A 19,490-nucleotide genomic window follows, 5' to 3' on the forward strand; every position below is an offset into this window, starting at 1 on the left:
GTCCCGCCCCGCGGGGTCCGCCGCCTCGGCGGCCGTCGGCTGCGGCGGGGCGTCGGCGTCCGCCGCGCTGCCGAGCAGCCAGACTCCGGCGCACAGGGCCAGGACGGTGACGCCGCCTATCGCCACGTCGGCCGTCCGCCGCCGGCGTGCGGCGACGGGGCGGGACGCGGGCCGTACCGGTTCCTCGCCCGAAGTGCTGCGGTGCGGCTGCTGCGGAGGGTGCATCCTGGGCCTCCTCTGGGATGTTCCGGACACGGCCTTGGTCGCCGGCCCCGTCCCCCTTCAGGTGGCACGGGGCCGGGCCTGAAGGGGGAGGGTCCGCGGTACCGGCGGACAGCGGAGGGTGTCCGTCAGATCCCGTCGCCTCTCGCCCGGCGATGCAGGAGCCAGGTACCGCCCGCGGCGGCTACGGCGAGCGCCGCCACACCCGCCGCGGTCTGTACGGGGTCGGGACCGAGCGCGCCGCCGACCCCCGTCTTCACATGTCCCTTCGGATGCACCTGCTCGCCGCCCGCGGTGAGCGTGACGACCAGGTCGCCCGACACCTCGAGGCCGGTGGTGCACTTGGCGCGGATCGCGTACGTACCGGGCGACGCGGACGTCGGCACCTCGAACCGCCCGCCGGCCTGATCGCCGCCGCCCGGCGCGAGCCGGAACGCGCCCGCCCCGACGGCACTCGCATCGCCCGTGGCCGCGCCGTTCGCCCCGCAGGCGTTCGTGTGGGCGGTCACCGGATCGCCGGGCACGGCCCGAGTCGGACGGATCTCCAGGCGCTGGTCCGCCGTACCGCCGGGATCCGAAGGGCCCGCGGCCAGGGCCGGGGCGGCGGCGAGCCACGCGGCGGCGATGGCGCCGAGCGCGGTACCGGTCAGCAGGCGAGTGGCGGTGCGCATGCGAGTCCCTCCGAGCAAGGACCCGGCCCGCGGCACCCCCAAGTGCCGCTGCGTCGGCCGAACCCTTGTCTCCGAGGTAAGTGGCACTCGCCGGGGTGCGCCTCCCGGTGTTTCGCCGGATGGCGGCACCAGGCCCGGTACACAACCCGATGTCCGGGTCGTATCCGCAGGTCAGCGGCGTACCTTCGGGCTTTCGTGTTCCACTCGACAGGGCGCCTGTGAACGGGTGATCCCCGCGCCGGCCGGGCCGCTACGCGGTGGCCTGTGCGGAAGCGCCCGCGGCCGGTGCCAGACGCCGTGCCCCTGGACCCTCCTGAGCGAGGACGTCGTGCGGATTGGACAGCAGGCAGCCGTCGATGGACAGGCAGCCGCAGCCGATGCAGTCGGTGAGGTGGTCCCGCAGGCGCTGCAGGGTGCTGATGCGCTCGTCCAGGTCGGCGCGCCAGCACTCCGAGATGCGGGCCCAGTCCTCACGGGTCGGAGTGCGGTCGTCGGGCAGCAGGGCGAGCACCTCGCGGATCGAGGAGAGCGGGATGCCCAGGCGCTGCGAGGTGCGGATGAAGGCGACCCGGCGCAGGGTGTCGCGGCTGTAGCGGCGCTGATTGCCGGAGGTGCGGCGGCTGGTGATCAGGCCCTCGCGCTCGTAGAAGCGCAGGGCCGAGGTGCTGACGCCGCTGCGTTCGGCCAGTTCGCCGACGGTGGCTTCCTTGGCGTTCCAGGCGAGTTGAGACATGTTCCGCAGCGTATGCGCCGGCGGCGCTTGACTTCAACCAAGGTTTAAGTACGAGCCTTGATCCATGACCACACAGACATCCGCCGCTGCCGTCCCTGCCGCCACCGCCACTGCCGCCGCCGAGCGGTCCGCACCCGCGCCTCTCCGGGTGGCCGTCGTGCTCGGCACCAACCGCGAGGGCCGGTTCGGCCCCGTGATCGCCGACTGGGTTCTGGCCCATGTGCGCGAACGCCCCGATCTCGACGTCGAGTTCATCGACCTCGCCGAGGACGAGCCGCCCTCCGCCCTGTCCTTCAACCCCTCGCCCGAGGCCGCCGACCGGCTCGCCCGCATCACCCCGAAGCTCGCCGCCGCCGAAGCCTTCGTCGTCCTGACCCCCGAGTACAACCACTCCTTCCCGGCGCCCCTGAAGACCCTGATCGACTGGCACCGCGCCGAATGGCAGGCCAAGCCCGTCGCCTTCGTCTCGTACGGCGGCATCTCCGGTGGGCTGCGCGCGGTGGAACAACTGCGGCAGGTCTTCGCCGAGCTGCACGCCGTCACCGTCCGCGACACGGTCTCCTTCCACAATGCGGGCGCCCTCTTCGACGACGCGGGCAACCATCTCGACCCGGCGGCCCCCGACGCGGCCGCCAAGACCATGCTGGACCAGCTGACCTGGTGGGGCATCGCCCTGCGGGAGGCCAAGGAGGTGCGGCCGTACGGGAGTTGAGGCGGCCGCCGGTCCGGACCGGCGATCCGGGCGGGTGGCCACTGCCGTCCGCCGGCGAGCACCGGGGTGCGGCCTTCCGGGAGGATGGGTCCGCCCGTCCGCGCCGGCGGACCCCGTGCGGGCCGACCCGGCCGACCCAGGAGGAACCGTGTCCGACGAACTCACCGTCCTCAGCGTGCTGACCACCACCGACACCGAGGACAAGGCGGCCGCGCTCGCCCGCGGCGCCGTGGAGTCGCACCTCGTCGCCTGCGCACAGATCGTCGGCCCCGTGACGTCCGTCTACCGCTGGGAGGGCGCGGTCGAGACCGCCCGCGAGTGGCAGGTCGTCCTGAAGACCACGTCCTCGCGGTACCCGGAACTCGAGGAGTGGATCATCCGGACCCACGACTACGACGTCCCGGAGATCCTCGCGACCCCCGTCACCGGAAGCCCGGACTACCTGGCCTGGGTCCACCGGGAGTGCACGCAGTGACGGTGCCGGGGGAGGAGCGCGCGGCCGCGGACGGCGCGCCCCGGCGGACCGGCCTCCGACTGCCGTTCTTCGTGTACGGGACGCTGCGGCCTGGCGGGCGGTACCACGACACCTTCCTGCGCGGACGCCTGCTCGCCGAGGAACCGGGCCTGCTGCCGGACACCCTCCTGTACGAGGGCCCCGGCTATCCGTACGCCGTGCGCGCGCCCGGAGCCGGACCGGTACGGGGCTCTCTCGTCACCCCGCTGCCCGCCCTCTACGCGCGCGTGCTCGACGATCTCGACCGGCTGGAGGGGCACCGGCCCGGCTCCGCGCAGAATCTGTACGACCGCATCCCGCTCGACGTGTTCCGGGAGGCCGCGCCCTCGCCGGCCGTGCGTGGGTGTACGTCGCGCCCGCCGGGCTCGCCGCCCGCCTGGACGCGAGCGGTACACCGATTCCGGGCGGCGACTGGTTCGGGTGAACGGCCCGTGTGCGTAGGCGTGAAAGGCCTTTGTGCGTACGGGCGGTGGGCTCTCGGAGGGCAGCCGGTCAGGAGACGGGCCCCGGACCGGCGTCCGCCTGCGCGGCCCGCTCCACGCGGACCGCGCAGGTCTTGAACTCCGGCATCCGGGACGTCGGGTCGAGGGCAGGGTTGGTCAGGCTGTTGGCACGCCCGCCACCCGGCCAGTGGAACGGCATGAACACCGTGTCCGGCCTGACCGCCCCCGTGATCCGGGCCGGCGCGACGGCCCGTCCGCGGCGGGACACCACCACCAGCGGCTCGCCCTCCACTGCCCCGATCCGCTCGGCGAGCCGTGGATGCAGCTCCACGAACGGCCCGGGCGCGGCCGCGTTCAGCTCCGCCACCCGGCGGGTCTGGGCACCCGACTGGTACTGGGCCACGACCCGGCCCGTCGTCAGCACCACCGGATACTCCGCGTCGGTCTCCTCGGCCGCTGGACGATGCGAGACCGCCGCGAACCGCGCCCGCCCGTCCGGATGCGCGAACCGGTCGAGGAACAGCCGCGGAGTGCCGGGATGCCGCGTATGCGCAGCTCCGACGGCCGGTTCGCCTTGCTCCGGGCGCTCGGATTGCTCGGGGCGCCCGGAACCGTCCGCTCCCGCGTCACCGTCCGCTCCCACGTCCGGGCACGGCCAGAACACCCCCTGTTCCTCGGCCAGTCGGCGATACGTGATGCCCGAGTAGTCCGCCGGCCCGCCGGCGCTCGCCCGTCGCAGCTCCTCGAAGACCTCCTCCGGATCCGTCGGGAAGCCCTTCTCGACGCCGAGCCGCGCGGCGAGTTCATGCAGGACGTACAGATCACTGCGTACGCCGTCGGGCGGCTCGACCGCCTGTCGCCGCAGCAGGACCCGCCCCTCCAGGCTGGTCGTGGTGCCCGACTCCTCGGCCCACTGGGTCACGGGCAGCACGACATCGGCCAGTCGAGCGGTCTCGGACAGCACCACATCGGCCACCGCGAGGAAGTCGAGCGACCGCAGCCGCTCCTCGACATGCGCCGCGCGCGGCGCCGAGACCACCGGGTTGGACCCCATCAGGAGCAGGGCGCGCAGCTCGCCGCCCAGCGCGTCGAGCAGCTCGTACGCGCTGCGGCCCGGGCCGGGCAGGGACTGTGGCGGTACGCCCCACACGCGCGCCACGTGTTCGCGCGCCGCCGGGTCGGTGAGTCGGCGGTAGCCGGGCAACTGGTCGGCCTTCTGGCCGTGTTCGCGTCCGCCCTGGCCGTTGCCCTGGCCGGTCAGACAGCCGTACCCGGACAGCGGGCGGCCCGCCCGGCCCGTGGCCAGACACAGATTGATCCAGGCGCCCACCGTGTCCGTGCCCTTGGACTGCTGCTCGGGGCCGCGGGCCGTGAGCACCATGGCGTCCCGGGGCGCGGTGAACAGCCGTACCGCCTCCCGGAGTTGCGGAACCGGTACACCCGTGATCCGCTCCACCAGCTCCGGCCAGTGCGCCATGGCCGCGGCCCGCGCCGCCGGCCAGCCCACGGTCCGTTCCGCCACGAACTCGTCGTCGGTCAGGCCCTGGGCCACCACCAGATGCAGCAGGCCGAGCGCGAGCGCCAGATCAGTGCCGGGGCGCGGCGCCAGATGCAGGTCCGCGGCCTCGGCGGTCCGGGTGCGCCGCGGATCGACCACGATCAGCGTGCCGCCCGCCTCCCGCAGCTCCGTCAGATGACGCAGCGCCGGCGGCATGGTCTCCGCCAGGTTCGATCCGACGAGGATCACACAGCCCGTCCGGGACACGTCCTCCAGCGGGAACGGCAGACCCCGGTCGAGGCCGAACGCCTTCTGGTGCGCGGCAGCGGCGGACGACATGCAGAACCGGCCGTTGTAGTCGATCTGCGAGGTGCCGAGCACCACCCGGGCGAACTTGCCCAGCGCGTACGCCTTCTCGTTGGTCAGCCCACCTCCTCCGAACACGGCGCAGGCATCCGCACCGTACGACTCTCCGACGCCGGTCAGACCGCGCGCGACGCGGTCGAGAGCGGTCCGCCAGTCGGCGGGCTCCAGCTCGCCGCTGACGGGCGAGCGGACCAGCGGACCGGTCAGCCTGACCCCGCGAGCGAGCAGCGCGGGTGCGGTCCTGCCCTTGCCGCACAGCGCGCCACGGTTCACCGGGAACTCCGGGCGCTCCACCACCGCGAGCCCGCCCGGCTCGCCCTCTGCCGGTGCGAGACCCATCCCGCACTGCAGGGCGCAGTACGGGCAATGGGTGGGCGTGGCCGGTCCGCCGGGGGCCGGCCGACGACCGCCGGCCGGCTCCCCTCCGGCAGCTGCGGGCGGGGTCGCTGAGGGCGCCGTGAAGTGCATCGCCCCAGCGTGCGTCCCGTGTGTTACGCCGCCGGCCGCCGCCGGTTACGCGGACGGCACACCACCCTCATCGGCGTGGCCGGCCCGCCGTGAGGCGGCGGCGGACTTGCGGTCTGCGGCCGCTGCGGTGCCGTCAGCGCGGCGCCGCGAGGGCTTGCCGCACACCCGGCTCGCGGTCACCGAGGAACGTCGGATCCGGCTTCAGGACGGCGTCCGCCGCCGCCTTGCCCGCCGCGGCCAGCTCCCGGACCCCGCCGAAGTACCAGGTGGCGTCCCGTACGTCCGCGACGGCGACCCCGTACGCGTCGATGCCCGCCCGCTCGCACAGGGCGAGCGCCCTGCGTATGTGGAAGTCGTGGCTGACCAGGAGCGCCCGGTCCACGCCGAAGATCCGCTTGGCCCGGGCGCAGGAGTCCCAGGTGTCGAAGCCCGCATAGTCACTGACGATGCGCCGGTCCGGCACGCCGCGGCGGGTCAGATAGGTGCGCATGGCGTCCGGCTCGTCGTACTCCGCGCTGCTGTTGTCGCCCGTGACAAGGACCACCTCGACCGTGCCCGACTCGTACAACTCCGCCGCCGCGTCCAGCCGGTGGGCCAGATACGGCGACGGCTCCCCGTCCCACAGGCCCGCCCCGAACACCACCGCGACCTCGGACCGCGGCGCCTCGCCCGTACCGCCGATGCGGCCCCCGGCCGCCGCGTGCAGCCAGGTCGACGGCAGCAGCGCGAGCACGACGCCGAGCATCACCGCCTGCAGCGCGCGCCGCTGCCCGCGCCGAGTCCGCGGCAGCCACCGCCCGCGGCGCCGCTGCGCCTGCACATCCGCCCCCGTCATGTCCGTCCTCCCCGTCACCGCCGGCAGTCGGCAGCTGTGTCCAAGTTAGAGCGCACCACTGACAATCCGCTCCCGTGAGCCCGTGGAAAGACGCCGTGACCGGTGTGCAACAGCGATGCAATCCGCGGCGCCCACGCTTGACGCATGACGGAGTCGAAGCACCACGGCGGCGCTCTCCTGGACAGCGCGGCCCAGTTGTTCGGACGCATCAACACCCAACTGGGCGCCGGCCTCGGCCTGGTCTCGCCCGACGGCACCCGGCGGCAGCACACCCCGACCCCGACGCTGGTCGTCGTGGCGCACGGCAGCCGCGACCCGCGCACGCCCGCCACGGTGCGCCGGCTGCTCGACGTGGTGCGCGCACTGCGACCCGGCCTCCCCGTACGCCTCGGCCACATCGAGCTCAACGCCCCGCTGCTCGGCGACACCCTCGACGACCTGACCTCCGAGCCCGAACGGCCCGCCGTCCTCGTACCCCTGCTGCTCGGACGCGGACACCACGTCAAACGCGACCTGCCCGCGGCCGCCGCGGCCTGCCGCCTCGACATCCGCGTCGCCGCGCCGCTCGGGCCGCACCCGCTGCTCGTCGAGGCGCTGCACGAGCGCCTCACGGAGAGCGGCTGGCCGGCGGGCGCGGAGTTCCGGCGCAGCGCCGGTGTGGTGCTCGCCGCGGCGGGCTCCCGAGATCCGGACGGGCGCACGGACACGGAGCGCACGGCGGGTGCGCTCGCTGCGCGTCTGGGAGTGCCGGTGCGTGCCGCGTACGCGTCGGCGGCGGGGCCGAGTGTGAGCTCGGCGATCCGCACGCTTGCCGCGCGGGGGCGCGGGAGGGTTGCGGTCGCCTCGTACTTCACGGCGCCCGGCCGGTTCGCCGCGCAGGCCGCCGAGGCGGCGCCGTGGATCGTGAGCGCGCCCCTCGGGGCGCATCCCGCGGTGGCGCGGCTCCTCCTGGACCACTACGACACGACCGCGGCCCGTCCGGCAGCTCCAGCATCTCTCAGCCGGTCCGGCGTTTGAGGACGAGGCCGTCCAGGCCAAAATCAAGCCGGTCCGGCGTTTGAGGACGAGGCCGTCCAGGCCAAAATCAAGCCGGTCCGGCGTTTGAGGACGAGGCCGTCCAGGCCAACAAATCAAGCCGGTCCGGCGCTTGAGGACGAGGCCGCCAGGCCGATGCCTGGAACCGCAACGGCCCTGAACGGGCCTCGTCCTCAAGCGCCGGACGGGCTGAAAGATGTCCTCAAGCGCCGGACGGGCTGAAAGATGTCCTCAAGCGCCGGACGGGCTGAAAGAGGCACGGGCCTCCCAGCGTCGGCAGTCGCCGATTCTGTGGACGGCTTAGGGTCAGGGCTATGCGCGCGCCCGACCCCGTCCCGAGCCAGGTCCCCCCGCCCTACGACGACACCTCCGTCGCCCGCTGGGCGCCGGAGCCCGACAAGCGCCCGGGCCGCACCGCGTTCCAACGCGACCGCGCGCGCGTGCTGCATTCCGCGGCCCTGCGCCGCCTCGCAGGCAAGACCCAGGTCGTGGCCCCGGGCGCCAGCACCCAGGCCTGGGACGCCAGCCCCCGCACCCGCCTCACGCACTCCCTCGAGTGCGCCCAGGTGGGCCGCGAGCTAGGCGCCGCGCTCGGCTGCGACCCCGATCTCGTCGAGGCGGCCTGCCTGTCCCACGACATGGGCCACCCGCCGTTCGGCCACAACGGCGAACAGGCGCTCAACGAATTCGCCGCGTCCTGCGGCGGCTTCGAGGGCAACGCCCAGTCGCTCCGCCTGCTCACCCGCCTCGAACCCAAGCGCTTCGCGCCGGACGGCGAAGGCGCCACCCGCAGCGTCGGCCTCAACCTCACCCGGGCCGCCCTCGACGCCGCCACCAAGTACCCGTGGCCGAGGGGCGACCACCCCACCGATCCCGGCTCCCCGAAATTCGGGGTCTACGACGACGACCGCCCGGTCTTCGAGTGGTTCCGCCAGGGCGCACCCCAGGACCGCATCTGCTTCGAGGCCCAGGTGATGGACTGGTCCGACGACGTGGCGTACTCGGTGCACGACGTCGAGGACGGCCTGCACGCCGGCCACATCGACCCGAACTGGCTGCACGCCGACCCCGAGCGCAAAGGCATCTTCGAGGTCGCGCTCGCCCGCTACGTCCCGGCCGGCACCGACGAGGCGGAGCTCGCCGCCGCCCTCGACCGGCTGCTCGACCAGGAGTGGTGGCCGCACGGCTACGACGGCTCCGCGGTCGCCCAGGCCCGCCTCAAGGACGCCACCAGCCAGCTCATCGGCCGCTTCTGCCTCGCCGCCGAGGCAGCCACGCGCGCCTCGTACGGCACCGGCTCCCTCACCCGGTATGCCGCCGAGCTCGTCGTACCGCGCGAAACACGCCAGGAATGCGCCGTACTGAAAGCGGTCGCCGACCGGTACGTGATGCAGCGCGAGGAGCAGGAAGTGCTCAGGGCCGACCAGCGGATCGTGATCGCCGAGCTCGCCGCCGCGCTCACCGCCCGCGCACCGGAAGGCCTCGACCCGCAGTTCCGCGCCCTGTTCGACGCCGCACCGGACGACCGTTCACGCGCGCGTGTGGTGGTCGACCAGATCGCCGCGCTCACCGACAGCGCGGCCCGCACTCTGCACGCCCGCCTCACCGGCACGCGCGCGTAGAGCACGGTCGCCTGAGGGCAACTGCCGCCCGTACGTGATGTGATCGAGCCACGAGCGAGCGGCACCCCTTCCCGCGGATCGCCGGGTGCGGGACGCTCGCTAGTGGCGGCAAGGTTCTGAGGAGGCATCAAGTGGTGGACGCGGACCAGACGTTCGTCATCGTCGGTGGAGGGCTCGCCGGCGCCAAGGCGGCCGAGACCCTGAGGGCCGAGGGATTCACCGGCCGGGTGATCCTCATCTGTGACGAACGCGACCACCCGTACGAGCGCCCTCCGCTGTCCAAGGGCTATCTGCTCGGCAAGGAGGCACGGGACAGCGTCTTCGTGCACGAGCGCGCCTGGTACGCGCGGGCGAACGTGGAACTCCACCTCGGCCAGCCCGTGGTCCACATCGACCGCGAGGGCAAGGCCGTCCACCTCGGCGACGGCGCCACCGTCCGCTACGACAAGCTGCTGCTCGCCACCGGCGCCGAACCGCGCCGCCTGGACATCCCCGGCACCGACCTCGCCGGCGTGCACCACCTGCGCCGCCTGGCGCACGCCGAGCGCCTGCGCGGCGTCCTCGCCTCGCTCGGCCGCGACAACGGCCACCTGGTCATCGCCGGCGCCGGCTGGATCGGCCTGGAGGTCGCCGCCGCGGCCCGCGAGTACGGCGCCGAGGTGACCGTCGTGGAGCCCGAGCAGACCCCGCTGTTCGCGGTGCTCGGCCCCGAGGTGGGCCGGCTCTTCGCCGATCTGCACGGCGAGCACGGGGTGCGCTTCCACTTCGGCGCACGGCTCACCGAGATCGTCGGCCAGGACGGCCTGGTGCTCTCCGTCCGCACCGACGACGGCGACGAGCACCTGGCGCACGACGTGCTCGCCGCGATCGGCGCCGCCCCTCGCTCGGCGCTCGCCGAGTCCGCGGGCCTGGAGCTCGTCGACCGGGCGCACGGCGGCGGCATCGCGGTCGACGCCGCGCTGCGCACCTCCGACCCGGACATCTACGCCGCCGGCGACGTCGCCGCCGTACAGCACCCCCTCTACGACAGCCGGCTGCGTGTGGAGCACTGGGCGAACGCCCTCAACGGCGGTCCCGCCGCGGCCCGCTCCATGCTCGGCCAGGACACCTCCTACGCGCGCGTGCCCTACTTCTTCTCCGACCAGTACGACGTGGGTCTCGAGTTCTCCGGCTGGGCGCCCCAGGGGTCGTACGACCAGGTGGTGCTCCGCGGGGATGTCGCCAAGCGGGAGTTCATCGCTTTCTGGCTCGCCGACGGCCAGGTGCTCGCGGGCATGAACGTGAACGTCTGGGACGTCACGGAGCCCATCCAGACCCTGATCCGGAACCGGGCCCGCCCCGACGTCGCCCGCCTCGCCGACCCGACCGTCCCGCTCACCGAACTCGCGGAATCATCCGGCTGACCTGCCCGGGCACCGGCCCGTACCCCTGCCCGGAGCCTCGGTCGCGGGCCCGGCCGGTGCTGTCGGTGGGCGGCCGTAGACTTGCCGCGTGGCGGGCAGGATCAATGACGAGGACGTGAAGGCGGTACGGGACGCGGTCCCGATCGACGCCGTCGTGTCGGAGTACCTGCAGCTGCGCAATGCCGGCGGCGGCAATCTGAAGGGCCTCTGCCCCTTCCACGACGAGAAGTCACCGTCCTTCCAGGTCAGCCCGGCCAAGGGCCTCTTCCACTGCTTCGGCTGCCAAGAGGGCGGCGACACGATCGCCTTCGTGATGAAGATCGACCACCTCTCGTTCTCCGAGACGGTCGAGCGCCTGGCCGGCCAGGCGGGCATCACCCTGCGGTACGAGGAGGGCGGGTACAACCCGACCCACCAGCGCGGCGAGCGCATCCGTCTGATCGAGGCGCACAAGGCGGCGGCCCAGTACTTCACCGAGCAGCTGGACGGCCCGGAGGCCGAGATCGGCCGCCGCTTCCTCGCCGAGCGCGGCTTCGACCAGTCCGCGGCCGCCCACTTCGGCGTCGGATACAGCCCCGCCGGCTGGGACCACCTCACCCGCTTCCTGCGCGGCAAGGGCTTCACCGACAAGGAGCTGGTGCTCTCCGGCCTGTCCCAGGACGGCCGCCGCGGCCCCATCGACCGCTTCCGCGGCCGCCTCATGTGGCCGATCAGGGACATCGCGGGCGACGTCGTCGGCTTCGGCGCCCGCAAGCTCCGCGACGACGACAACGGCCCGAAGTACCTGAACACCCCTGAGACCGCGATCTACAAGAAGTCCCAGGTCCTGTACGGAATCGACCTGGCCAAGAAGGAGATCGCGAAGACGTCGAGCGCGGTCGTCGTCGAGGGATACACGGACGTCATGGCCTGCCATCTGGCGGGCATCACGACCGCGATCGCGACCTGTGGCACGGCCTTCGGCGGCGACCACATCAAGATCCTCCGGCGCCTCCTGATGGACCACGCCACCGCCGAGGTGATCTTCACCTTCGACGGCGACGCGGCAGGGCAGAAGGCCGCGCTCCGCGCCTTCGAGGACGACCAGAAATTCGCCGCGGAGACCTCCATCGCGATCACCCCGGGCGGGATGGACCCCTGTGACCTGCGGCTTGCCGAAGGCGACGTCGCGGTCAAGGAGCTGGTCGAATCCCGTACGCCGCTCTTCGAGTTCGCCATCCGGCAGGTCGTCCTGCGGCACAATCTGGACACCCCGGCGGGCCGCGCGGCCGCCCTCGACGAGGCGGCACCGATCGTCGCCGGGATCAAGAACGTCGCGATCCAGCACGAGTCCGCCGTCCAGCTGGCCGGACTGCTCGGCATCATGGACACCCAGTTCGTCGTCAAGCGAGTGGCACAGGTGGCCCGTTGGGCACGGGACCGCGGTGGCCGCGGGCCCTCCGGGCCGGGACGGGACCGGGGGCGGCCGAGTGCCGCGCCGTCCGACGCGCCTGCCGCCGCACCTCGGGCCCCCGGCGGCCCGGCACTGAATCTGCGCAGCCCCGCACACCGCACCGAGCGCGAACTCCTCAAGCTCGCCCTGCAGTACCCGCACCTGGTCTCGCCGGCCTTCGACGCCTACGGGGCCGACGAGTTCACCGCCCCGCCGTACGCCGCGGTCCGTCAGGCGATCGAGGCCGCGGGCGGCGCCGAGCAGGGGCAGCAGGACAGCCCGGCCTATCTGGCCCTCGTCCGGGACGCCGCGCCGGACGACGCGGTGCGCGCGATGGTCACCGAGCTCGCGGTCGAGGCGATTCTGCGGCGCACGGTCGACGAGGTGTACGCGGGCGAGCAGCTGGTCCAGGTCCGGCTTCGCGCGGTGGACCGGCGCGTGCGGGAGCTCCAGGGCAGTTTCACGCGGCTCGCCTCTGCCGGTGACGAGGCGCGGCTCACTGCGGTGCAGAGCGAGCTCTGGGTCCTCCAGCAGTACGCGCGCTCCCTCCAGGAGCGAGGCGCGGCGGCCCTCTGACGTGAGCCCGTCCGGCAACTTCAGCCTGTGCGGTACTACGTAGCCGGTCCGGCGTTTGAGGACGAGGCCGTCCAGGCCAATCGCCGGACGGGCTGAAAATGTCCTCAATCGCCGGACGGGCTGGATGGTGCCCGGACGGGGGCCGCGTCCTTGGGCCCCGCCCAAAAATCCCGCGCAAGCCCCTCGTGGCAACGATGTGTCGTCCGCCACACTGGGACCTGGTGCCTGAGTCCTCGGAGCGCGGCCGACCCACCTCCCGTGGGTCGATCGAACCCGCGGTTCCGCTCATCGATCACGGGACGGACAGCGGCGAGGCCGCCGCCGTCCCGGACGTACCGCTGCCGCCCACCCCCGAAGCGGCCGCGATCACCCTGGAGGTCGCCCCCGTGCAGACCCAGACCCAGAGCGTCACCCTCACCCAGCCGTCCCCCGCCCCGGAGGGCCCCGCGATCGCCGACTCCGACGTCATCTCCGCCGTCCCGTCGCAGAGTCGCGTCGCGCACCACCCCGAGTCCGGCGCCCCACCGACACCCGAGCCCGCGGACATACCCGATCCACCCGATCCACCCGATCCGCCCGAGCGCCGCGTACGCCAGGAGACCGGCGGCCCGTCCTCCGACCTGTTCCGCCAGTACCTGCGCGAGATCGGCCGGATCCCGCTGCTCAGCGCCGCCGAGGAGGTCGAGCTCGCGCGCCGCGTCGAAGCAGGCCTGTTCGCCGAGGAGAAGCTGGCCGGCGCATCCGACCTGGACTCCCGGCTAGCCCTCGACCTGGACCGCCTCGTCGTGCTCGGCCGGATGGCCAAACGCCGTCTCATCGAGGCCAATCTGCGCCTCGTCGTCTCGGTCGCCAAGCGCTACGTGGGCCGCGGCCTGACCATGCTCGACCTGGTCCAGGAGGGAAACCTCGGCCTGATCAGGGCAGTCGAGAAGTTCGACTACGCCCGCGGCTACAAGTTCTCCACGTACGCGACCTGGTGGATCCGCCAGGCCATGTCCCGCGCCCTCGCCGACCAGGCCCGCACCATCCGGGTGCCCGTACACGTCGTCGAGTTGATCAACCGGGTCGTCCGGGTACAGCGCCGCATGCTCCAGGAGCGCGGATACGAGCCGACCCCCGAGGACGTGGCCGAGCAGCTGGACCTGACCCCGGAGCGGGTCAGCGAAGTCCTGCGCCTCGCCCAGGAACCGGTGTCGCTGCACGCGCCCGTCGGCGAGGAGGACGAGGTCGCACTCGGCGATCTCATCGAGGACGGGGACGCCGCCTCACCCGTCGAGTCCGCCGCGTTCCTGCTGCTCCGCCAGCATCTGGAGGCCGTGCTCTCCACTCTCGGCGAACGCGAACGCAAGGTCGTCCAGCTCCGCTACGGTCTCGCCGACGGCCGGCCCCGCACCCTCGAGGAGATCGGCCGCATCTTCGGCGTGACCCGCGAACGCATCCGCCAGATCGAGTCCAAGACCCTCAACAAGCTCCGCGACCACGCCTTCGCCGACCAGCTCCGCGGCTACCTCGACTGACCCGAGACGCCCGTACACGGACGGGCCCGGCCACCCCGAGGGGCGGGCCGGACCCGTCACGTACCAGCGCCGGATCAGTCGACCTCCACCACGGCCTCGGCGAACTGCGCCCGGTAGAGCCGGGCATACGCACCGTCCGCCGCGAGCAGCGCATCGTGCGTGCCCTGCTCGACGATCGCCCCGTCCTCCATCACCAGAATGGTGTCCGCGTCCCGGATCGTGGAGAGCCGGTGGGCGATCACGAAGGACGTACGGCCGTGCGCGAGCCGCGCCATCGCCTGCTGGATCAGCACCTCGGTACGGGTGTCGACGGAGCTGGTCGCCTCGTCGAGCACCAGGATCACCGGATCGGACAGGAAGGCCCGCGCGATGGTGATCAGCTGCTTCTCGCCGGCGCTGACCCCGCTGCCCTCGTCGTCGATCACCGTGTCGTAGCCGTCGGGCAGCGTACGGATGAACCGGTCCGCGTGGGCCGCCCGCGCCGCCTCCTCGATCTGCAGGCGCGTGACGCCGCCGACATGGCTGCCGCCGTTCTTGTCGGCGTTCCCGGCGGCCTCCCGTGCGGCACCGGACGAGTCCGCGCCGTACGCGATGTTCTCGGCGATCGTCCCGCCGAACAGCCAGGTGTCCTGCAGCACCATGCCTATGCCGGACCGCAGTTCGTCGCGCGACATCTTCGCGATGTCCACGCCGTCCAGGGTGATCCGGCCGCCCGTCACGTCGTAGAACCGCATGAGCAGATTCACCAGCGTGGTCTTGCCCGCGCCGGTCGGCCCGACGATGGCGACGGTGTGCCCGGGCTCGACGGCCAGCGACAGATCCTCGATCAGCGGCTTGTCCGGGTCGTAGCGGAAGGCCACGTCCTCGAAGGCCACTTGACCGCGTAGCTCGGCGGGCCGCTCGGCCGGCACCGGGTCCGGCTCCTGCTCGTCCGCGTCGAGCAGTTCGAAGATCCGCTCCGCGGAGGCGACGCCGGACTGCACCAGGTTCGCCATCGAGGCGAGCTGGGTGAGCGGCATCGAGAACTGCCGCGAGTACTGGATGAACGCCTGCACATCGCCGATCGACAGCGTGCCGGAGGCCACCCGCAGACCGCCGACCACGGCCACCAGGACGTAGTTCAGATTCGACACGAACATCATCAGCGGCTGCATGATGCCGCTGTTGAACTGCGCCTTGAAGCCCGCCTCGTAGAGCGCCGCGTTCTGCTCGGCGAACTGCGCGGCCGACTCCTCCTGCCGCCCGAACACCTTCACCAGGGCATGGCCGGTGTACATCTCCTCGATGTGCGCGTTCAGCTTGCCGGTCGACTTCCACTGCGCCACGAAGTGCGGCTGCGAGCGCTTGCCGACCCGGGTCGCCACCACGTACGACAACGGCACGGTGATCAGCGCCACCAGAGCCAGCAGCGGCGAGATCCAGAACATCATCACCAGCACACCGACCACGGTGAGCAGCGAGTTGATCATCTGCCCCATGGACTGCTGCAGCGTCTGGCCGAGGTTGTCGATGTCGTTGGTGGCGCGGCTGAGCACCTCGCCGCGCTGCCGCTGGTCGAAGTACGAGAGCGGCAGCCGTGAGAGCTTGCTCTGGATGTCCTCGCGCATCCGGTACACGGTCAGGTTGACCGCCCGGTTCACCAGGCGGGTCGCGACCGCCATCGCAAGTCCCGCCACCGCGAACACCGCGAGCGCGAGCAGCAGCACCTCGCCGACCGCCGTGAAGTCGATGCCCTGGCCCGGGGTGAAGTCGGTGCCGGAGAGCATGTCGGCGACCCCGTCGTCGCCGCCGTCCCGCATCTGCTCGAGCACCTGCTCCTTGCTGGCGCCGTCGGGCATGTCACGGCCGACGATGCCCGCGAAGATCAGGTCGGTCGCCTTGCCGAGGATCTTCGGCCCGACGACCGAGAGACCCACGCTGATCACCACGGCGAGCAGCATCGCGTACATGGTCAGGCGCTGCGTCCTGAACTGGGCGAGCAGCCGTCTGCTCGACCCCTTGAAGTCCATCGAGCGCTGGTCGGGCGCTCCGGCGCCGGCCATCGCGCGTCCGCCAGGACCGGCCATCAGGCGGCCTCCGCTTCCGTCAGCTGGGAGAGCACGATCTCCCGGTACGTCTCATTGCCGTCCATCAGCTCGTGATGGCGCCCGGTCCCGACCACCCGGCCCTCGTCGAGGACGATGATCCGGTCCGCGTCCCGGATGGTCGACACCCGCTGGGCGACGATCACCACGGTGGCGTCCCTGGTCTCCCGGCCGAGCGCGGTACGCAGCGCCGCGTCGGTCGCGTAGTCAAGGGCCGAGAAGGAGTCGTCGAAGAGGTAGATCTCCGGCCGCTGCACCAGCGTCCGCGCGATCGCGAGCCGCTGCCGCTGCCCGCCGGAGACATTGGTGCCGCCCTGCGAGATCGGGGAGTCGAGCCCCTGCTCCAGGTCCTCGACGAAACCCTTGGCCTGCGCCACCTCCAGCGCGTGCCACAACTCCTCGTCGCTCGCGTCGGGATTGCCGTACCGCAGATTCGTCGCGACCGTGCCGGCGAACAGATACGGCTTCTGCGGTACGAGCCCCACGGTCCGCGCGAGCAGCGCGGGATCGAGGGTCGTCACGTCCACGCCGTCGACGAGGACCTGGCCCTCCGTGGTGTCGAAGAGCCGCGGCACCAGACCCAGCAGTGTCGACTTCCCGCTGCCCGTGGAGCCGATCACGGCGGTCGTCTCGCCGGGCAGCGCCTCCAGGGAGACCGCCGAGAGCACCGCGGCCTCCGCACCCGGATAGCTGAACCCGGCGTCCCGGACCTCCAGATGCCCGTGCCGGCGCAGCTCGAGGACCGGCTCGCGCGGCGGCACCACGCTGGACGAAGTGCCGAGCACCTCCTGGATCCGCTCGGCACACACCTCGGCCCGCGGCACCATCATGAACATGAAGGTGGCCATCATGACGGACATCACGATCTGCATCAGATACGCGAGGAACGCGGTGAGCGCACCGATCTCCATGCCCCCGCTGTCGATGCGGTGCGCACCGAACCAGACCACCGCGATCGACGAGACGTTCACGACCGTCATCACGATGGGGAACATCAGGGCGAGCAGCCGGCCGGTGCCGAGGGACACCTCGGTGAGCTCCTCGTTCGCGCCCTTGAACCGCTGCTTCTCGTAGCGGTCGCGTACGAAGGCACGGATGACGCGATTGCCGGTGATCTGCTCGCGCAGCACCCGGTTCACCGTGTCGAGGCGCTCCTGCATGGTGCGGAAGAGCGGGCGCAGCCGCCGCACGATGAGGCTGACGCAGATCGCGAGGGTCGGCACCACGGCGACCAGCACACCGGACAGCGGCACATCGAGCCCGAGCGCCATCACGATGCCGCCGACGCACATGATCGGTGCGGACACCATCAGCGTGAACGACATCAGCACCAGCATCTGCACCTGCTGCACGTCGTTCGTGGTCCGCGTGATCAGCGACGGGGCGCCGAACTGGCCGACCTCCCGCGCGGAGAACGACTGCACCCGGTCGAAGATCCCGGCCCGCACATCGCGTCCGACGGCGGCCGCGGTACGGGCCCCGTAGAAGACGGCCCCGATGTTGCACGTCATCTGCACCAGTGTGACCGCGATCATCAGCGCGCCGTAGGTGAGGATGTAGCCCGTGTCACCGCGGACGACACCGTTGTCGATGATGTCCGCGTTCAGGGTGGGCAGATACAGGGTGGCGCAGGTCTGCAGAAACTGCAGAAGGACCAGCAGCCCTATGGAGTTCTTGTACGGACGCAGATGCGCCCGCAGGAGTCTTATGAGCACGCGATACCCATCGCAGGAGCCGGGGAGGATGTTTCACCCCATCCTCGGCCATGACACCGCGCGCATTACAACCGGATTAATCAAACCCCGGTCAAGAACGCGCAAGCCGTCGGCAACCCATGCCCCGGCCCGCCGCCCGCTCGCCTCGCCCGCCGGTCAGAACGCCCCGGGATGCGTCTGCTCCCGTACCGACACGTACTGCTGGCGCACGGCCTGCCCGACGGGGAGCTCCTCGCCCGGCTCGAAGATCTGCGCCGCGGCCCCCTGCCAGGCCGGCGGAGCCTGCGCGGACAGCGTGCCCTGCGCCACCCCGAGCGCCCAGGCCGCCTGCCGTGCCGCCCCGAGCGCCGCATAGTCGGCGGGCTGCGGCACCACGACCTGCGCCCCGAACAGCATCGGCGCCGCGGCCTGCACCGCGGGCAGCTCGGCCGCGGCCCCGAGCAGGAACACCCGCCGCACCTCGACTCCGCGCCCGCGCAGCACACCGAGCGCGTCCGCGAGTGAGCACAGCATCCCCTCGAACGCGGCCCGCGCCAGATGCTCCGGCTTCATCGACTCCCGGCGCAGTCCGCTCAGCGTGCCCGCGGTGTGCGGCAGCGCGGGGGTGCGCTCGCCCTCCAGATAGGGGAGCAGCACCAGACCGTGCGCACCGGGCGTCGACTTGAGCGCCAGCGCCGAAAGCCCCTCCAGGTCCGTGCCAAGGAGTTCGGCGGTGCCGCGCAGGGCCCGTACCGCGTTCAGCGTGTGGACCACCGGAAGGTGCATGCCCGTGGCGTCCGCGAGAGAAGTGATCATCCCGCTCGGATCGGCCAGTGCCTCGTGGTGCACCGCCATCACGGACCCGGACGCACCGAGCGACACCACCGCGTCGCCGGCCCCGATCCCGAGCCCGAAGGCGGCGGCCATGGTCTCGCCCGTACCCGCCGAGATCAGCAGTCCCTCCGGCGTCGTCCCGGCGGCGTCCGCCGGGCCGAGCACATCGGGGAGCGCGCACTGGTGCCCCAGCGCGAGCTCCACCAGATCCGGCCGGTACGCGCCGGACGTCGCCGACCAGTAGCCGGTCCCCGAGGCCCCGCCCCGGTCCGTCGTACGCCGTGCGGGCCGGCCGAGCAGCTGCCACACCAGCCAGTCGTGGGCCTGCATCACAAGTGTCGTACGGGCCGCCGCATCGGGCTCCGTGCGTGCCAGCCAGCGCAGTTTGGTCACCGGCTGCGCCGACTGCGGGACGCAGCCCACCGCCTCGGCCCAGGCCTGCCGCCCGCCGAGCGAGTCGATCAGATCGGCCGCGGCGACCTGGGCGCGCTTGTCGCCGCCGGTCATGGCCGGGCGCACCGTCGAGCCCTGGGCGTCGATCGGCACCACGGCGTTCTGCTGCGCGGAGACGCCGATGGCCTGTACGCCTTCGAGCAGTCCGCCCGCCGCGGCCTCACCGAGGGAGAGGAGCCAGGCCTGCGGATCGACGTCCGACGGCTTCCCCTCCACCGGGTGCGGCGCGTACCCCTGTTTGAGTACGGCACCCGTGTCGGTGTCACAGACGACGATGCGTGTGTACTCGGACGAGCTGTCCAACCCGGCGACTATCCCCATGACTGAAGATTTTGCCCTATCGCGGAAGGGCCGGGGCACCGCGGACCTCCGCGGTGC

Annotated in this window: 15 protein-coding genes and 1 pseudogene; 8 read left to right on the plus strand and 8 right to left on the minus strand. The window is 72.3% G+C overall.

Going from position 1 to position 19,490, the window contains the following annotated elements; translation table 11 throughout:
• From DY218_RS28345 to soxR, 3 genes and pseudogenes are all read right to left on the minus strand, one after another.
• Positions 1–225: pseudogene (locus DY218_RS28345) on the minus strand (hypothetical protein); the annotation flags it as partial.
• Between the two features lie 125 nt (positions 226–350).
• Entirely contained in the window at positions 351–893 is a 543-nt protein-coding gene (locus tag DY218_RS28350; RefSeq protein WP_128559004.1) for a hypothetical protein, read from the minus strand.
• A gap of 250 nt (positions 894–1,143) precedes the next feature.
• Positions 1,144–1,626: a redox-sensitive transcriptional activator SoxR gene (soxR, locus tag DY218_RS28355; protein ID WP_128559005.1), complete on the minus strand. Its 483-nt coding sequence runs from the start codon at positions 1,624–1,626 to the stop codon at positions 1,144–1,146.
• Positions 1,627–1,690: 64 nt separating this feature from the next.
• On the opposite strand from soxR, the gene DY218_RS28360 reads away from it, so the two are divergent.
• The 3 genes from DY218_RS28360 to DY218_RS28370 all read left to right on the plus strand — a co-directional run bounded on the left by DY218_RS28360 (position 1,691) and on the right by DY218_RS28370 (position 3,412).
• On the plus strand, positions 1,691–2,338 hold the full coding sequence (locus DY218_RS28360) for an NADPH-dependent FMN reductase (protein ID WP_128559006.1): 648 nt from the start codon (positions 1,691–1,693) through the stop codon (positions 2,336–2,338).
• Between the two features lie 148 nt (positions 2,339–2,486).
• On the plus strand, positions 2,487–2,813 hold the full coding sequence (gene cutA / locus DY218_RS28365) for a divalent-cation tolerance protein CutA (RefSeq protein WP_128559007.1): 327 nt from the start codon (positions 2,487–2,489) through the stop codon (positions 2,811–2,813).
• Entirely contained in the window at positions 2,810–3,412 is a 603-nt protein-coding gene (locus tag DY218_RS28370; protein ID WP_325052027.1) for a gamma-glutamylcyclotransferase family protein, read from the plus strand. Before cutA ends, DY218_RS28370 begins: the two co-directional genes overlap by 4 nt.
• Here DY218_RS28370 and DY218_RS28375 read toward each other — a convergent pair.
• Positions 3,345–5,498, minus strand: coding sequence for a molybdopterin oxidoreductase family protein (locus DY218_RS28375; RefSeq protein ID WP_233521944.1), 2,154 nt, complete (start codon positions 5,496–5,498; stop codon positions 3,345–3,347). The genes DY218_RS28370 and DY218_RS28375 overlap by 68 nt on opposite strands.
• 262 nt (positions 5,499–5,760) lie before the next feature.
• On the minus strand, positions 5,761–6,462 hold the full coding sequence (locus DY218_RS28380; protein WP_128559009.1) for a SanA/YdcF family protein: 702 nt from the start codon (positions 6,460–6,462) through the stop codon (positions 5,761–5,763).
• 144 nt (positions 6,463–6,606) lie between these two features.
• Between DY218_RS28380 and DY218_RS28385 the strand changes: the two genes are divergently transcribed.
• The 5 genes from DY218_RS28385 (at position 6,607) to DY218_RS28405 (ending at position 14,047) form a co-directional block, all read left to right on the plus strand.
• Positions 6,607–7,479, plus strand: a complete 873-nt coding sequence (locus DY218_RS28385; protein ID WP_128559010.1) for a sirohydrochlorin chelatase — start codon at positions 6,607–6,609, stop codon at positions 7,477–7,479.
• 332 nt (positions 7,480–7,811) lie between these two features.
• Complete coding sequence (locus DY218_RS28390; RefSeq protein ID WP_128559011.1) at positions 7,812–9,119, plus strand: deoxyguanosinetriphosphate triphosphohydrolase; 1,308 nt, start codon at positions 7,812–7,814, stop codon at positions 9,117–9,119.
• Between the two features lie 131 nt (positions 9,120–9,250).
• Positions 9,251–10,522, plus strand: coding sequence for an NAD(P)/FAD-dependent oxidoreductase (locus DY218_RS28395; protein WP_128559012.1), 1,272 nt, complete (start codon positions 9,251–9,253; stop codon positions 10,520–10,522).
• A gap of 88 nt (positions 10,523–10,610) precedes the next feature.
• Entirely contained in the window at positions 10,611–12,530 is a 1,920-nt protein-coding gene (gene dnaG / locus DY218_RS28400; protein WP_128559013.1) for a DNA primase, read from the plus strand.
• 221 nt (positions 12,531–12,751) lie between these two features.
• Complete coding sequence (locus DY218_RS28405) at positions 12,752–14,047, plus strand: RNA polymerase sigma factor (RefSeq protein WP_128559014.1); 1,296 nt, start codon at positions 12,752–12,754, stop codon at positions 14,045–14,047.
• 74 nt (positions 14,048–14,121) lie between these two features.
• Here the strand turns inward: DY218_RS28405 and DY218_RS28410 are convergent, their stop codons facing one another.
• From DY218_RS28410 to DY218_RS28420, 3 genes are all read right to left on the minus strand, one after another.
• Entirely contained in the window at positions 14,122–16,113 is a 1,992-nt protein-coding gene (locus DY218_RS28410) for an ABC transporter ATP-binding protein (RefSeq protein ID WP_128559015.1), read from the minus strand.
• The gene (locus DY218_RS28415) at positions 16,113–17,846 is read right to left on the minus strand and encodes an ABC transporter ATP-binding protein (protein ID WP_128559016.1); all 1,734 of its coding nucleotides are present in this window, start codon (positions 17,844–17,846) and stop codon (positions 16,113–16,115) included. Before DY218_RS28415 ends, DY218_RS28410 begins: the two co-directional genes overlap by 1 nt.
• A gap of 156 nt (positions 17,847–18,002) precedes the next feature.
• A complete protein-coding gene (locus tag DY218_RS28420; RefSeq protein WP_128559017.1) occupies positions 18,003–19,433 on the minus strand; it encodes an FGGY family carbohydrate kinase in 1,431 nt (476 codons plus the stop codon).
• Positions 19,434–19,490: the final 57 nt, after the last annotated feature.

This window comes from Streptomyces triticagri (assembly GCF_003429565.1).
GTDB classification, from domain to species: Bacteria; Actinomycetota; Actinomycetes; order Streptomycetales; family Streptomycetaceae; genus Streptomyces; species Streptomyces triticagri.

Bases quoted from the DNA above. Each gene is read 5' to 3' on its own strand.
- DY218_RS28410 (WP_128559015.1), bottom strand. From the start codon at position 16,113: ATGGCCGGTCCTGGCGGACGCGCGATGGCCGGCGCCGGAGCGCCCGAC.
- soxR (WP_128559005.1), bottom strand. From the start codon at position 1,626: ATGTCTCAACTCGCCTGGAACGCCAAGGAAGCCACCGTCGGCGAACTG.
- DY218_RS28385 (WP_128559010.1), top strand. From the start codon at position 6,607: ATGACGGAGTCGAAGCACCACGGCGGCGCTCTCCTGGACAGCGCGGCC.
- DY218_RS28350 (WP_128559004.1), bottom strand. From the start codon at position 893: ATGCGCACCGCCACTCGCCTGCTGACCGGTACCGCGCTCGGCGCCATC.
- DY218_RS28375 (WP_233521944.1), bottom strand. From the start codon at position 5,498: ATGGGTCTCGCACCGGCAGAGGGCGAGCCGGGCGGGCTCGCGGTGGTG.
- DY218_RS28360 (WP_128559006.1), top strand. From the start codon at position 1,691: ATGACCACACAGACATCCGCCGCTGCCGTCCCTGCCGCCACCGCCACT.
- DY218_RS28390 (WP_128559011.1), top strand. From the start codon at position 7,812: ATGCGCGCGCCCGACCCCGTCCCGAGCCAGGTCCCCCCGCCCTACGAC.
- DY218_RS28420 (WP_128559017.1), bottom strand. From the start codon at position 19,433: ATGGGGATAGTCGCCGGGTTGGACAGCTCGTCCGAGTACACACGCATC.
- DY218_RS28380 (WP_128559009.1), bottom strand. From the start codon at position 6,462: ATGACGGGGGCGGATGTGCAGGCGCAGCGGCGCCGCGGGCGGTGGCTG.